Raw genomic sequence first — 14,644 nt, forward strand, 5'->3', positions numbered from 1 at the left:
GTCGCTTTTATCAACAAGGTATGGGGGCTGCAACCCTTATTCGGTCTATCTCCTAGACCTTTTTGTCACCCCCCCAGGCTAATTGTTTGACTTCGCTTTCGCTGAAGGTGCGGCCGTCTGAGATATATTCTTGCAGGGATTTGGCTTCGATGTAAGTCTGAACTAGGGCGAATCCTTTGCGTTTGGGCGTGTCGATTTCAAAGGAGTCGAGATATCGGGGAATTGCGACATGGGATAGGGATTTTAAGGTTTCGACTTCTCGCTCGAACAGTTTTAAGTCTTCCCACTTAAAGTCGCTGCTGAATGAGAGCAGTTTGACTACTACTTGCTGTTGGGTTTTTAAGTCGCGGGCGAGTAAGGTTTGCCGTCCTGCTTGCTTGCCGAGCCGCCGATCGCACTGATAGCGATCGGCTAATATTTCTTTTGACAAATCGCCGATGTTTTGTCCGCTCATGTTCTCTTGCCCTAGAACCGATTAAACCTAGTGTAGTTGACAAAAGCGCAATAATCGGAAATGTTCGGGCTACAGCAAAAAACTTTTTCTGTCAAAGAGCAACCGCCTTTAAGAGCCCGCGATCGCACCATCAAGACCCGCCTGAGTTAAGCTTAAATTTAATTTGGGATTTGCTTGTAAAGTGACTGCACTACGTCGAGCAGGCTCAAGACTTGCTGCCATTCGGGGGCATCGGGGTTGTAGCTTTTGGCGCGCTGAGTTTTCAAACTGTGGTGCAAGAGGGAAAGCAGCTCGTCTGGAGACTGTAAGGAATTTTCATCTTCATCTGCTGGGGTTTGGGCTGCATTTTCTTCGATATCTTCTTTAATTTTTTGTGCTCTATCGGCGAGGGCTAAAGATCTGCCTGCAAGGTTTTCCGGCATTTTGGGCTGTTCCGACAAAGACGCGCTGGTTAGTTCTACCAATAGTTGGCAGACTCGATCGACCCATTCGTGATCGTTTACTGAAAAGGAACCAGATTTGAACACTTGCCCGTCAGGTCTTTGCTGAATGCTTTGTACCTTCTGGATCAGAGGGATAGCCTTAACAGTGATGTTTTCCGGGATTTTGGGGATATCTGACAGGGAGCTCCGAGCAATCTCCAGCAATAGTTGGTAAACCTGATCTACCCACTCAACATCTCCCGATTGCGAATTCCAATTATTCATAACTGACGCTAGTGGTTTTCTATATCTAAGACTAGAACATTGATTATCTGCGAAGGAAGCTCTTTTTAGGAGCCGCTAACGCTATTAAGACTTACGCGGGCGGGGTGAGAAACCCGGTTTTTGAGCGGATGTTTCGTCCCCTTTCTCCAAGATTTTTCTCAGAAACCGGGTAACGCTGCTGGCCGTCCTAACTATTTTTAAGCGCTTCAAATAATAGAAGTGCTAAGTTTGTTGCCGTAGGTAGTGCGAAGGAAACACGTAGGGCGAAACCCCGGTATCTCGATTGCAAATTCAAATCCAGTTATATAACCATAATACCTGTTGGAGCTTATTTACGATTACCTCAATAGGATATTCAGGTTAATTGGTGGTGGGATGGGAGGCGCACCCCCGATCGCGATCGCCCCCACCCGGAACCCTGGCGGCACCGCGAGGATTTGCTGTGGGCCACTGCTATTTTTCTGTGAGATTCCACACACCATCCCAGTTGAGTACATCTGAAAACCCATGCTGAAATAACATACAGCGATCGACGTGCAATTTAGCTGCCTTGTTTTTCGGGTCAACTTCCAGAACGGCCTTAAATTCGCGTTCAGCGTCTTTAAAGGCTTGCTTGGCTTTTGGTTCTAAGGCTTTCTTAAACTCGCTCAGCACTTTTTTCACCCGATCGAGTCCCAGGTTTTCAAATTCCTCATCTAACATTTCTGCAACTGTCTCGCTGGCCCGACTTTTAATTTTCGCCTGCAATAGCTGCCTGATATCTGCGGGTTTCAGCCTTTTGATTTGGGGATTTGATGGTTCTAAGATGTCTGCTTCCAACAGCTTTTTGACTTCCCCTTCTTGCAAGTATTTAATATCGTCTGCTGATAGCAGCTTGATTTTTGCTTGCAGCAGCATTTTGGCTTCGTCTTCGGAGAGGTTTTTGATGCCTTCCAATTTCAGCAGTTGGATTTCAGGCTGCAACAGTACGATGAGTTTGTCTGCTTCGGACAGGTTTTTCGGGTCGTACTCTGACAGCTTTTTCAGTTGATATAAGAGCTGCCTTAGTTCGTGTTCCAACTGTTGCTCTAGATCGTAGGACAGTTTCTTAATCTCTGCCTCTGGCATTTCGGCGACATCCTTTAAGATGTTTTTCACCTCACTTTCTGAGAGTCTTTGGCTAACTGGAGTTTTGTAATGTTCGCGCCCCTTGGTGTAATGTTCTATAATTTGTTGCTGTGTTTCGGTTAGTGACTTGCCGACTGGCGAGTATCCCTCGCGGATGCCGACGAGTTCGTAAACGATTACGGGTTCGCTTTTGCCTTTGACAGTAATAAAGTCGAGTTCTCGCACGTAGAGCCGATCGGCATAATCTCTGTAAGTATTGTCGCTGATGATCAAGTCTGTGCCGTACTGCTTGCTAGCGCCTTCTAAGCGAGAGGCGAGGTTTACGCCGTCTCCGATCGAAGTCAATTCCATGCGTTTGCTACTACCGATGTTGCCGCTGACAACTTCATCGGAATGTACGCCCATACCGATGCCGATCGGCAATTCCCCATGTGCCATACGCTCTTGATTGAACTCTGCCAGTTTTTCCCGCATTTTCACTGCCGTTTGCATTGCACACCAAGCATGATCCTCTAGGGGCGCTGGAGAGCCAAAAACTGCCATCAGAGCGTCACCGATGTATTTGTCGAGAGTCCCTCCGTACTCGAATACGACATCTACCATCACTTCAAAATATTTGTTTAGCATCACTACCACTTCTTCGGCTTGCAATTTTTCCGTAAGTGTGGTATAGCTGCGAATGTCTGAGAACAGCACCGAAACGTTTTTGCGCTTACCGCCCAATCCAGTATCGCCTGAAGCTAACAAAGCTTCGGCTACTTCTGGAGTCATGTAACGGTACATCAAGTTTTTGATTTGCTTGGCGCTGCTAATATCTTCCATGACGACTAACGCGCCGTTGACCTTGTTGGGGTCGGTAGCGTCAGTCATTGAATTAATCGAGAGATTGATACTCTGCCCTTCTCCTTCCAAGGAAAGCAAAACTTGATCGGGGTAATACTGCTGGCGATCCTGATCGTCTTCGGGAGACAAAGACGCATCAAACCATTTGGCAAAATCGCCTTTTTCTAACTTAATTAACTCGCGCAAAGATTGACCTTCGGCTAATTCTGCATCGCTGACACCCAGTAATTTTTTAGCACTGGGATTGGTCGCTACTATATTGCCTTTTTTATCTGTAGAAATCACGCCGTTAGTCAAGGCGTGCAGCATATCTTTTTGTCTTTGTTCTTGCTGTTTGACTTCTGCAAACAGTTTAGCGTTTTGCAGCGCCACTCCTGCTTGGATGTTAAACGCTTTCATAAATTCCATGTCGTTGCGATTAAAACTGGCTTTCCACTGTTCGGGGGCGTGTGGCCAATCTTGGGGGTTGTAGGGGGGGAATTCTCCTTGTCGTTTTTTATTAACTAATTGGGTGACGCCAATCAATTTTTTGTCCGAGTTAAATACTGGCATACAAAGCATACTGCAAGTGCGGTAGCCCGACTTTTGATCTACTTCTTTGGAAGTTGCAGCGCGGGGATCGTCATACACGTCAAAGGGAATCAGCAGGGGTTGGCTGGATTGGGCGACAATGCCTGCGAAACCCGCTGTTCTGGGTATGCGAATTTCTTGAAGTTGACCTGCGATCAGGATTTTTGTCCACAGTTGATTTCTATCTTCGTCGATCAGCCAGAGGGTGCTACGATCGGCGTTCATGAGTTCTTGGGCCTGATCCATCACCCTTTTTAGGGTATCTTCTAAGTCTAAACTGCTCTGAGAAAGAGCGTTGACGGCATTCATCAGCGCCGTGGCAGCCCGTTGTCTCTGAGTTGCTGCGTAGAAAGATTTAGAAGACTCTAGAATTAGGCGAATCGAGGGAGTAAATTCTGTAAAGAGTTGTTCGTCTTCTTGAGTAAATCCGTGCCGATCGATTTGTTCGTCTAAACTAGCGTAATTTTCGTGATTCGGTCTTAGTTTATTAATCAGTTGAACGACTGCTACTAACTCTCCTGTTTCTTCGTTGAGCAGGGGCATCGCCAGCATTGTATAAGTGCGATATCCATTTTTTTCGTCAAATTTTTTGGCGTTAGCCGAGCGGGGGTCGTTATAAAAATCATAAGGAATGTTCACCACTTTTTTTTCCGTGGCTACTTCTCCCGCAATGCCCACATGGGCGGGAACTCTGATTTCTAGGTTTTTGCCATTTTCGTCTTTAGCGACGATCGCCCAGAGTTCATTTTTTTCGTCGTCTAATAAAAATATCGTGGTGCGATCGGCATTTAGCAATTCCCCTGTTTTGAGTGTAATCGACTGCAACATCTCGTTGAGGATGGCATCAAATCCCTCGCTCTCCAGGATATTGTCGAGCATTCCCAGGGTTTGATTGACAATCCTAAGTTTTTCGTCTACTTGCTTAATTACTACTGTGAAACTTTGCTTATTTAGAAGGTCGAGAATGCCGGAGAGGTTTCCTTGGCGGGGGATAATTGCATTGCTCCTAATTTCCGGGGGAGAATAATGTTCCTGATGATGATTTTCACCGCCGACAACAGCGACATCAATCACGTTGTCCAGAGAAGAGTAATTGGTGGAAGATGCAGATTTCATAGACCTTTACAGAAGCTTAAGTGTAAGGGTTAGTCTCTAAGCGAAGAGAGCGGGGAAGTGGATTAGTGAGTCACCTGTCGCACAAGACTCAAGTATGTGTGAAAGTATTTCCCAGTTTACAGAACTCCGGCCACCAAGCAAGGGAAATTCAGTTGACCTTGCTGCTGAACAGAGGGTGGGAGAGTAACGAGGCGGTGGGAGTGCTGCAATCTTTTTAGAGATCGCGAATCTTGTTTAAATGGTTTATTAACTGATTTTGACATTGTGCGTGCCTGGTTTAAGTAAGTTCTGCCGATCTTGGAGCCGATCGCCCGCAGGAAAATGAATGCGTACTGGGGGGAGGACTGCTGAAAGAGGGGTGGCCTTGTGGGACTAGCCGCAATTGTGACACTACCAGTTGCTAGTGATGTGTGCCCTTCTCTACACAATTGTGGTTTTTAACTAGAATTTCTCTCTATTTGGCTGCTATTAGCTTTTATCCCACTCAATTCACAGGGTTTTCAGCTTGTTTTTGTAAAATTTGCGGTTGATATTTTTAGTGTAACCTCCGACTCTGAAAAAACTCCGCCTTTTGACCCCCCCGATCGGCTTGAGGGTCTGATCAGGGTTGGGCAGACTGAGTTTGGCGCAATCCGGCGGCTTCGACAAGCAGGGATTCGGCGAAGGCTATGGCTTCTGTTGCTGAGCGGCCGCTGGCGAGTTGGGCGAGTTCTTCCCGCCGCTGCTCACTGTTGAGAGCGGCAACTCTGACTACTGTACGTTCCACGGGTTCGGAGTTGGCTGCTGGTTCCTCGATACTTGGTTCTGCTTCGATCGTCTGTTTGTTGACGCGAAAATGAAAATCAGCCATCGCGGCGATCAGCGGCTGATGGGTGACGCATAGAACTTGGTGTTTGTCGGAAAGTTGGTAGAGTTTTTTGGCGATCGCCCCAGCGACTCTCCCGGAGACTCCCGCGTCGATTTCGTCAAAAATCAGCGTACCGGCACTTTCTATTTGGGAAAAACAGGCTTTGATGGCGAGTAGAAAGCGGCTCATTTCTCCCCCGGAGGCGATCGCGCCCAGAGGTTGCAAAGGTTCGCCCGGATTGGGGCTGAAACAAAAGGCGATTTGGTCAGCACCGGTAGCGGTTGGGGTACAAGGCGAGATCTCGACTTGAAATTGCACTTTTTCCATTGCTAATGGCTTAAGTTCTCCTACGAGGTGCGTTTCTAGTTTGAGGGCTGCTTCGCGTCGCAGGGTGGTGAGGTGGCTGCAAGCGTCTTTTAATTGCTCTAAAGCGGTCTGATACGCGAGTTCTAAGGCTTCCATTGACTCGCCTCCTTCTAAAAGTTCATTTAGTTCGTTTTGAATGCTTTGGTAGTAGGCGATCGCTTCTTTAAGCGGCCCGTATTTGCGACAAATTTGTTTGAGTTCCCGAATCCGATCTTCTACTTCTTCGAGTCTTTCGGGATCTGCTTCTAATTGTTCGCCGTAGCTGCTAATTTGCCGGCTGGCTTCTGTGGCTTGAGCTAAAGCATCGCTGACCATTTCTAGGATTGGTTGCAACTGCACATCGTAAACCGCCATGTCGCTTAAAATTACTTCGGCCTTGCTCAACAAGTCGGCGGCTGATGCGCTGTCGCCGTCGTTTTGGTACAAGGCTTGGTGGACTTGGTAACTCTGCTGCTGCAATTCGACGACGTGGCCCAGCCGGATTGATTCGTGTTCTAGCTGTTCAAGTTCGTCGGCGTCTTCGATATGGGCTTCGCCGAGTTCTCGGACTTGGTATTCTAACAAATCAAGTCTTTGCAGTCGCTGCTGTTCCGACTGACGCCTGCGTTTGAGGGCTGTTTTGGCGTTGTTGGCTCCCAGCCAGGCGGATGCGATGATCGATCGCGCTTCAGTGAGCTTTTTGCCGCCGTATAAATCGAGCCATTCTCGCTGGAGGGTTTCTTGTCCGAGGTGGACGGTTTGGCCTTGGGCGGTAATTTCGACCAGCCGATCGCGCAGTTGATCCATTAACTGGCGGTTGACGAGAATTCCGTTCAAGCGCGATCTGGTGCGTAGAGCACCGCTTGATGCGTTAATTTCCCGGCTGCAAACGGCTAAATTTCCGTCTATGGGTTCGATTTCTTGCTCGCCCAGCCACAAAGCTGCGGCTTTGTCCAATTCAAAGGTAGCTTCCAATATTGCCCGCGCTGCTCCGGTGCGAATCGATCGGCGATCAACTTTTCCGCCCAACACTGCATCGATCGCATCTAAGATAATCGATTTGCCGGCCCCGGTTTCCCCTGTAAATACGTTCAAACTCGGGCCAAATTCTAGATCCAGGCAGTCAATTAAGGCAAAGTTTTCTATTCTGAGGGATATTAACATGGAAGATGGGGGATTGGGAATTGGGAATTGGGAATTGGGCATCGGGCATCGGGCGGGCATCGGGCATTGGCTCCTCCACTATCGGGCGCGTCGAATTTCCCGAGTCCAATTTTCATTTTTAACTAGAATACTTTTGATTTTGCCATTATTGATGGAGTCTCAACCTTAATGCAAAATAAATTTCTGTTTCCCATTGCTCTATTAAGTGTTGTCTTGATAGGAGCTTTTGGGTGGAATCTGCACCAAGACAAGCAGCGAGTCCATGAATTAACCCTTGCGACTGGAACGAAAAGCGGGAATTATTATCCTTTCGGGCAGGCAATTGCTGAGGTAGTTACGCAACAAAATCCGCGTTTGCGAATTCGAGTTATTGAGAGTCAAGGTGCTGAGGAAAATATGCGCCTGCTTCAGGCAAATGAGGTGCAGTTAGCGATCGTGCAGAACAATACAGAGGGGGGGCCTTCGGCGAGGGTGGTGGCTGCTTTGTTTAAGGAGGTTTTTCACTTAATTGTTTCGGAAAAGTCGGGTATTCAAAATGTTGCTGATTTGCAGGGAAAAAATATTGCGCTGATGGCTGAAGGCAGCGGTTCTTACACGTCTTTTTGGTTGGTAAGCAAACATTACGGTTTGAAAGAAAGGGATTTTAAATTTACTGCTAACTCTTGGGATGATGCTACTAAGTTGTTTGCTACCGGCGAGGTTGATGCTATTTTTAGGGTGCTACCTCCGGGGAGCGATGTTGTTAGCGATTTGTTGCGAAATACCCGGGGCAACTTGGTGCCGATAGACCAAGGAGCTGCGATGAAAATTAAAGTGCCTTATCTGGAAGCTGATGTGATTCCTAAGGGTACTTACAAGGCAGATCCTGCGGTTCCCGATGCGGATTTACCGAGCGTTGGAGTGCAGGCTAATCTGCTGGCTGGGGAGGATCTAGATCCGATAATCGTCAAGGAAATTACGCGAATTTTGTTCGAGTACCGCCGCAACTTGGTAGCTGCTAATTCCCTGGGAGCTATGATTAGTCAGCCGGGAGGCAGCGGGAGTTTGTCTTTGCCCGTTCATGAGGGGGCTCAGGCTTATTACGATCGCGAAAAGCCGGATTTTGTTGCTGCTAATTCTGATGCTATCGGTTTGTTTTTGTCCATAGGCACTCTTTTGGCTTCTTGGCTTTGGCAGTTGCGATCGCGCTTTTTGCAGAAACAAAAAAATCGAGCTGATAAATTTAATTTGGATATTTTAAGTTTGATCCAACAAATTCGCCAAGCGAAAGCTTTGGAAGAAATCGATCGGTTGCAGGCAGAGTTATTTAATATTTTTAATCAAGTAATTGTGGATTTGGATGAAGATCTAATTGATTCTGAATCTTTTCAATCTTTTACTTTTACGTGGGAAACTGCGATTAAGATTGCAGGGGAGCGAGAAAAAATGCTGCGGAATATGCAGTTTGTTTCCAATTGTGTAGAATCTGATGCCACTCTTATCAAAGAGCGGGAGATTTAATTTATATTCCTCGTTGGCACTTGCGCTCTTTGCACTTGGAGGTTTGTAGTTGAGTTCTTTGCGCCCCAAAGTTTGTAGTTGAGCTCAATTTCCTAAAGCGCAACTACAAACGGAATGGCTGCGTAATTCAGCAATTTCTATTCCTTTGATTCGAGTAAACCTAAGTGTTTCCAAGCAGCCGCTGTGGCAATTCGACCGCGACTTGTCCGCTGCAAAAATCCGATTTGCATTAAGTACGGTTCATATACATCTTCAATTGTTTGAGCGTCTTCTCCTGTGGAAGCTGCAAGAGTTTCTAAACCAACCGGGCCGCCGTTAAAGTTTTCGATCATTGCTGTCAAAAGGCATCGATCGGTCCAATCCAAACCTAGCGGATCGACGTTGAACAATTCGAGGGCGGTTGAGGCAATTTCGGCGTTAATTGGCTTTAATTGTTTGACTTCGCTGTAGTCTCTAACTCGGCGTAGCAAGCGGTTAGCGATCCGGGGCGTTCCGCGCGCTCGGCGGGCAATTTCTGCAGCTCCTTCTGGGGTAATTTGAGTGTCTAGAACTTGGGCGCTTCTTTGGATAATTAGACTAAGTTCGTCTATTTCGTAGTAGCGCAATCTTTGGATTAAGCCGAAGCGATCGCGCAATGGAGATGTCAGCGACCCGACTTTTGTGGTTGCTCCTACTAAGGTAAAGGGTTTCAGGGGAATGCTGCGGATTTTGGCACTTTTGCCTTGACCGATCGTAATATCTAACCGACAGTCTTCCATCGCCGGATAGAGAATTTCTTCTGTAACTTTAGATAAGCGGTGAATTTCGTCGATAAACAGCACGTCGCCTGCTTTGAGGTTGATCAGCAATCCGACAATATCTCGCGGTTTTTCTAAAGCTGGGGCGGTGGTGATTTTGCATTCAACTTCCATTTCTGCTGCTAGAATTAGCGACATTGTGGTTTTTCCCAACCCTGGAGGCCCGTAGAGTAACAGGTGATCCATCGGTTCGCCGCGAGATTTGGCGGCGGCAATTGCGATCGCCAAAACTTCTCTCAAGTCTTTTTGCCCGATGTATTCAGCTAACCGCTGGGGTCGGATTTTGTCGTCTTGTTTGCTGTTGATTTCGTCGGGTAGTTCTTGCGATTCTAGCAAAGATTCCGCCTGGGGTTTGGCGACTTTTTTGCGACGGGCTGGGGCTATGTCTTCGGGTAGATTTGGGTCGGGGGGCTGTTGTTTGGAGGAGATAATAGCCATATTTATTTGCGATCGGGCAGCGGGAAGTGTTTACAATTGTTGTTAGCAGAATCTTTAAAATTATTGAGTTCGTTATGAGTATTCCATCTTCTTTATTAGCATCGGAAAGCATAACTTTTGAGGGGGCGATCGAGCTGACTCAATCTTTACTGTCCTTCATTGAGGCCGATCGACTTTTACAAGCCGACATCCAGCAAGCTGTTACATCTCTGGTGAAAACACAGAACGGTGCTAGGGGTTTTTTTGTCACCTATCTAACGGACGATCGACAGGAGGCAGATCACCCGTCACCCGGAGTAGTCGAGGCGCTGCGATCGGCTCCTGAGATCGTAGCAGAACTGCTGGTGAAAAATTTGGCGATGTCGGCGGCAATGGCTGTACATCATTCGCGGCAGCAAAAGGAGGAAATGGCGGCCGATTCTGCTAGAGTGCAGGAGCGATCGCGCAATTTAATTCAAATCCTGCAAATGCCAGCCTGTCAAACTATAGCGTCGCAAATGCTAGAAAGTTTGCAGAGTGCCAACGGCAAGTATGAAAAATTTTTCCAGCGGTGGGGCTACGACGACGAGCAAAAACTAGCGATCGGTTCGGCAGTTCGATCGGCGATCGGCTAAAATAACCTCCGAAGGAAGGGGAAAGAAGAAAGAAGTAAGAAGCCAAAGCCAGGGTGGCAGATGCTTGATCAAAGCGACGGGGCTGTGGAATAATTGCGGTTTAGCAAAAGCTGCACAATTGTAGCTTGAGTTGATTTAGGTGTGAAGCTAGTGAACGAGGGCGAAAAAATTGCAGAGAACTGTGAAAGGAGTTGCCCAAAAGGCCCGAAGGTTGGGCCGGCGGCGGCCGGCAAGTACGCCCCGGCGGTGGACGAAGCTGAATCTGCTGGCAACATTGGTGCGCCGGGACTTGGAATCTCAATACAAAGGCTCGATTCTGGGCAATTTGTGGCCGCTGCTGAATCAGCTATCGCAATTGGTGATTTACACATACGTATTTTCGATCGTCCTCAAGGTAAAGCTCAGCCTTGCAGGCTTCCCAGAAAACAGCGACATTACATTTGGAGTCTGGTTGTTTGCAGGTTTGCTGCCTTGGACTGCCTTCACCAGCGGTTTGATCAAGTCGGGAGTATCCGTGGTGGGGCAGCCGAATTTAGTGAAAAAAGTGGTATTTCCTCTCGGTTTGCTGCCCCTAGTGCCGATTTTTACAGCTTTTCTTGAAAGTTCTCTGGGTTTGGCAGCTTTGATTGTGATAGTAGTAGTGTCGTCGCAAAAGCTCAACGCTACTTTATGCTTGCTGCCGCTGGTGTGGGTGCCTCAGTTGCTGATAACTGCTGGTTTGGGATATTTGACAGCGGGCTTGACTGTATTTTTGCGAGACATTCCTCAGACATTAGGTGTTATTCTTAATTTTTGGTTTTATTTGACGCCGATCGTCTACCCAGCATCAATCATCCCCCAAGAGTGGCGAGCGTGGATATTTTGGCTAAATCCAATGGCCGCCATCTCTGAGGTTTATCGAGACCTCATACTGCTTGGAGAAGTTAAGCATTGGGGCGAATGGGGTGTCGCCACGCTAATTTCTGCTGCTATATTTTGTGGAGGTTTGGCGGTTTACCGGCGTTTGCGTCCCGCTTTTGCTGACGTGCTGTAAATTTGTTGGAGATTTACAGTCAATCTAAAATCTAAAATCTAAAATCTAAAATCTAAAATCGATTGTGCTGTAAATATGTTTGAGATTTGAAGTCAATCTAAAATCTAAAATCTAAAATCTAAAATCGATTGACTGCCGCCAATGACAGAAAATGTAATTTCACTAAAAAATGTTTCCAAATGCTTTAAGCGGTACGATCGTCCAGGAGACCGTTTAAAGGAAATTATTTACCCCAGCAAAAAACTGGCTGACGAATTTTGGGCCCTACACGACATCAATCTGGAAATTCCTCAAGGACAAACTCTGGGAATCGTCGGTCGCAACGGTTCGGGGAAAAGCACTCTCCTGCAAATAATTGTAGGGACGTTGACTCCTACCACAGGAAGCGTCGATGTTAAAGGCAGAGTCTCCGCTTTGTTGGAACTCGGAAGCGGGTTTAACCCCGAATTTACCGGGCGACAAAATGTGTTTTTTAACGCTCAGTTACTGGGATTCAATCAAAAAGAAACTGAAGAAAAGTTTGACGATATAGCTGCTTTTGCTGATATTGGCGATTTCATTGAACAGCCAGTCAAAACTTATTCTAGCGGTATGTTTGTCAGGCTAGCTTTTGCCGTTGCGACTAGCGTCGAGCCAGATATTTTGGTGGTTGACGAGGCGCTTTCGGTGGGCGACGAAGCTTTTCAACGCAAGTGTTTTGCCCGCTTGCAAAGCATTCAGGAAGGTGGCGGAACCATTTTATTTGTTTCTCACGCTGCTACTTCTGTGGTGCAACTTTGTACGTCGGCGATTTTAATGGATAGCGGTGAATTGCTCCTCGCTCACACGCCGAAGGTGGTAATTTCTAAGTATCAAAAGCTGATTTACGCCGATCCGGATCAGGTTCTGGGGTTGAAGTCAGATATTCGAGCTCTGAACCAACTAACAAAACAGGAAAGTCAAGACCACCTTCAGGATGCTAATTTAGAAAGCACAAAGAGGGAAGTTAAACCGGAGCAACATCTCTCCAAACCCCAGGAATATTACGATGAATTTTACGATCCGGGGATGATACCGTCGAATACGGTAAGGTATCCGTCTCGCGGAGCGGAAATTATCAACCCCCACATCGAGACGCTGAAGGGAAATGTGGTAAATCACTTGCTCGGTCGTCAAGATTATATTTACACTTACTCTGTCACTTTCTCGCGGTCAACTTCCAAAGTTAGGTTTGGAATGTTGATTAAAACAATTAGCGGTTTTGAGTTGGCGGGTGCTTCTTTGAAGGCTTCTACTCAGTCAGTTAGGTATGTAGAAGCGGGAACGACAATTGTAGTGAAGTTTCATTTTAAATGTTTGCTGAATCCCGGGGTTTATTTTCTGAATGCTGGGGTGGTGGGAACGGTTGATGGAGATTTAACTTATCTGGATCGCTGCGTTGATGTGGCGATGTTTAGAGTTCAGTCTTGTACTGAGTCCTGCGGTAACGGCATCGTTGACTTGCTGATAGAACCGTGTTTAACTGTTGTCAATGCTGATTCTCTAGTGAAAGAGCAGTCAACAGAGGTTATCTAAAATTCTGTAAAAACAATGAACGATATCAATTTAGATTTAGTTGAAAATCCCGTAATCAAAGCATTTATTCAAGATCAAACTAAGTTCCCTGAAAAATTTAAACTGAATATCTGCCAAGACGATGAAATGTATTTGTTCAGTTTGAAGAACGTCAAAGACGATCGCGATCGGGCTTTTGTGCGCTATTATTCGATCGGGCGTCGCATCTTGGATACGGTTAAACAAGTTGTGGAATGGCATTTTGACTGTTTTGAAAATGTCCCCTCTTTTCTAGATTTTGCCTGCGGTTACGGTCGATTTACCAGGTTTTTGATTCAGGAAATGCCGCCGGAACGAATTTGGGTTTCTGATATTTATGCTAACGCGGTTAAGTTCCAAAGTGAATACTTGGGCGTCAACGGTATTGTCTCGACGGGAAAACCAGAAAATTATTTAATTGACCGCAAGTTTGACTGCATTCTGGCTAATTCTTTCTTCAGCCATATGCCGGAAAGGACTTTTACAAGTTGGTTGCAAAATTTGTACGATTTGTTGACTCCTAACGGCATTTTGATGTTCAGCGTTCACGATGAGTGTTTGCGCCTAGCCAATACAGAAATGCCGGCTAATGGTATTTTGTTTAGTCCTCAAAGCGAAAGCCAGTCTTTAGATAAGGAGGAGTACGGCACAACTTATGTAACTGAAAAGTTTGTGAGAGAATGTGTCGATAAAGTTAGCGGAGGCAAAGCTTTTGTTCATCGCATCAAAAAAGGAATATGCAGGTTTCAGGATTTGTATGTTGTAACAAATGAGTTAGTTAGAGATTTTTCCGAGTTGAAATTCCATCATCATCCGGAAGGATATATTGATGTTGCTGCTTTTACGAATAAGGAGAATTTGTATCTGGAAGGATGGGTGGCTGATGTTAATTCCGGCGGTCGAGTTGAGGAGCTGCAAGTGCTGGTAAACGGTGAGGTTGTACAGAGGTGCGAGCCTTTTTACGATCGCCCGGATGTGGCTGGATATTTTGAAACAGATGGGGCTTTGCAGTCGGGTTGGAGGTGTTATTTACTAAAAAACACAGTGGCGCTGGAAGATGTGTTAATAGTCAAAGCAATCAATAACTACGGTTTGGAATGGATTCTGGAAACTTGCACTGTTAAATCGCTGCTTAACCAAAGGCAATCGCAGTCTTTGTTGGGGTCTACCCAGACCAAACTCAAATTACTCGAGACTCAGTTAGCCTCGGCTAAGATAGAATGGGAGCAAAAGCAAAGTAAGTTAATGATTACTGAAACAAAGTTGGAAGAAACTCAAACTGAATTAGTTTTAGCTCAAACGCAATTAGAGCACACTCAAAATCACTTATTATCGGTGCAAATGCAGTTGGAGAAAACGGAAAATCAACTAATTAATCTCAAACAAGAACTAGAGCAAGCGAAGTGTCGAGTTTTAGCAATGGAAAGCAGCAAGTTCTGGAAGATCAGAAGCGCGTGGTTTAAAGTCAGGCGAAAGCTGGGCTTAGCGGGAGAGTAGCTAGTAAATTTGGTGTGGGAATTAGGGCGAGGGAGAGAAA

The 14,644-nt window shown here is 46.3% G+C and carries 10 protein-coding genes; 5 read left to right on the top strand and 5 right to left on the bottom strand.

Annotated elements, in window-relative coordinates; translation table 11 throughout:
* Positions 1 to 52: 52 nt before the first annotated feature.
* From QUA42_RS25050 to recN, 4 genes are all read right to left on the bottom strand, one after another.
* Positions 53 to 454, bottom strand: coding sequence for a protein kinase domain-containing protein (locus QUA42_RS25050; protein WP_333141038.1), 402 nt, complete (start codon positions 452 to 454; stop codon positions 53 to 55).
* A gap of 158 nt (positions 455 to 612) precedes the next feature.
* Positions 613 to 1,161: an inorganic pyrophosphatase gene (locus tag QUA42_RS25055; protein WP_333141041.1), complete on the bottom strand. Its 549-nt coding sequence runs from the start codon at positions 1,159 to 1,161 to the stop codon at positions 613 to 615.
* Between the two features lie 453 nt (positions 1,162 to 1,614).
* Positions 1,615 to 4,797 (bottom strand): GAF domain-containing protein, encoded by a 3,183-nt coding sequence (locus QUA42_RS25060; protein ID WP_333141043.1) that lies wholly within the window; start codon positions 4,795 to 4,797, stop codon positions 1,615 to 1,617.
* Between the two features lie 601 nt (positions 4,798 to 5,398).
* On the bottom strand, positions 5,399 to 7,153 hold the full coding sequence (recN, locus tag QUA42_RS25065; protein WP_333141062.1) for a DNA repair protein RecN: 1,755 nt from the start codon (positions 7,151 to 7,153) through the stop codon (positions 5,399 to 5,401).
* A 168-nt stretch (positions 7,154 to 7,321) separates the two neighbouring features.
* On the opposite strand from recN, the gene QUA42_RS25070 reads away from it, so the two are divergent.
* The gene (locus QUA42_RS25070; RefSeq protein WP_333141045.1) at positions 7,322 to 8,653 is read left to right on the top strand and encodes a TAXI family TRAP transporter solute-binding subunit; all 1,332 of its coding nucleotides are present in this window, start codon (positions 7,322 to 7,324) and stop codon (positions 8,651 to 8,653) included.
* Between the two features lie 137 nt (positions 8,654 to 8,790).
* Here the strand turns inward: QUA42_RS25070 and ruvB are convergent, their stop codons facing one another.
* Positions 8,791 to 9,888 carry a Holliday junction branch migration DNA helicase RuvB gene (gene ruvB, locus QUA42_RS25075; protein ID WP_333141047.1) on the bottom strand — a complete coding sequence of 366 codons (1,098 nt, stop codon included), beginning with the start codon at positions 9,886 to 9,888 and terminating at the stop codon, positions 8,791 to 8,793.
* A 74-nt stretch (positions 9,889 to 9,962) separates the two neighbouring features.
* Here ruvB and QUA42_RS25080 point away from each other — a divergent pair, with 74 nt between their 5' ends.
* From QUA42_RS25080 to QUA42_RS25095, 4 genes are all read left to right on the top strand, one after another.
* Positions 9,963 to 10,502, top strand: a complete 540-nt coding sequence (locus tag QUA42_RS25080; protein ID WP_333141049.1) for a hypothetical protein — start codon at positions 9,963 to 9,965, stop codon at positions 10,500 to 10,502.
* A 181-nt stretch (positions 10,503 to 10,683) separates the two neighbouring features.
* Positions 10,684 to 11,535 carry an ABC transporter permease gene (locus QUA42_RS25085; RefSeq protein WP_445242234.1) on the top strand — a complete coding sequence of 284 codons (852 nt, stop codon included), beginning with the start codon at positions 10,684 to 10,686 and terminating at the stop codon, positions 11,533 to 11,535.
* Positions 11,536 to 11,676: 141 nt separating this feature from the next.
* Positions 11,677 to 13,089 carry an ABC transporter ATP-binding protein gene (locus tag QUA42_RS25090; RefSeq protein WP_333141051.1) on the top strand — a complete coding sequence of 471 codons (1,413 nt, stop codon included), beginning with the start codon at positions 11,677 to 11,679 and terminating at the stop codon, positions 13,087 to 13,089.
* A 15-nt stretch (positions 13,090 to 13,104) separates the two neighbouring features.
* Positions 13,105 to 14,604, top strand: coding sequence for a methyltransferase (locus tag QUA42_RS25095; RefSeq protein ID WP_333141053.1), 1,500 nt, complete (start codon positions 13,105 to 13,107; stop codon positions 14,602 to 14,604).
* The last annotated feature ends 40 nt before the right edge of the window (positions 14,605 to 14,644 follow it).

This window comes from Microcoleus sp. Pol11C2 (assembly GCF_036701505.1).
Taxonomy (GTDB): domain Bacteria; phylum Cyanobacteriota; class Cyanobacteriia; order Cyanobacteriales; family Microcoleaceae; genus Microcoleus.

Bases quoted from the DNA above. Each gene is read 5' to 3' on its own strand.
- QUA42_RS25080 (WP_333141049.1), top strand. From the start codon at position 9,963: ATGAGTATTCCATCTTCTTTATTAGCATCGGAAAGCATAACTTTTGAG.
- QUA42_RS25070 (WP_333141045.1), top strand. From the start codon at position 7,322: ATGCAAAATAAATTTCTGTTTCCCATTGCTCTATTAAGTGTTGTCTTG.
- QUA42_RS25050 (WP_333141038.1), bottom strand. From the start codon at position 454: ATGAGCGGACAAAACATCGGCGATTTGTCAAAAGAAATATTAGCCGAT.
- recN (WP_333141062.1), bottom strand. From the start codon at position 7,153: ATGTTAATATCCCTCAGAATAGAAAACTTTGCCTTAATTGACTGCCTG.
- ruvB (WP_333141047.1), bottom strand. From the start codon at position 9,888: ATGGCTATTATCTCCTCCAAACAACAGCCCCCCGACCCAAATCTACCC.
- QUA42_RS25060 (WP_333141043.1), bottom strand. From the start codon at position 4,797: ATGAAATCTGCATCTTCCACCAATTACTCTTCTCTGGACAACGTGATT.
- QUA42_RS25095 (WP_333141053.1), top strand. From the start codon at position 13,105: ATGAACGATATCAATTTAGATTTAGTTGAAAATCCCGTAATCAAAGCA.
- QUA42_RS25090 (WP_333141051.1), top strand. From the start codon at position 11,677: ATGACAGAAAATGTAATTTCACTAAAAAATGTTTCCAAATGCTTTAAG.
- QUA42_RS25055 (WP_333141041.1), bottom strand. From the start codon at position 1,161: ATGAATAATTGGAATTCGCAATCGGGAGATGTTGAGTGGGTAGATCAG.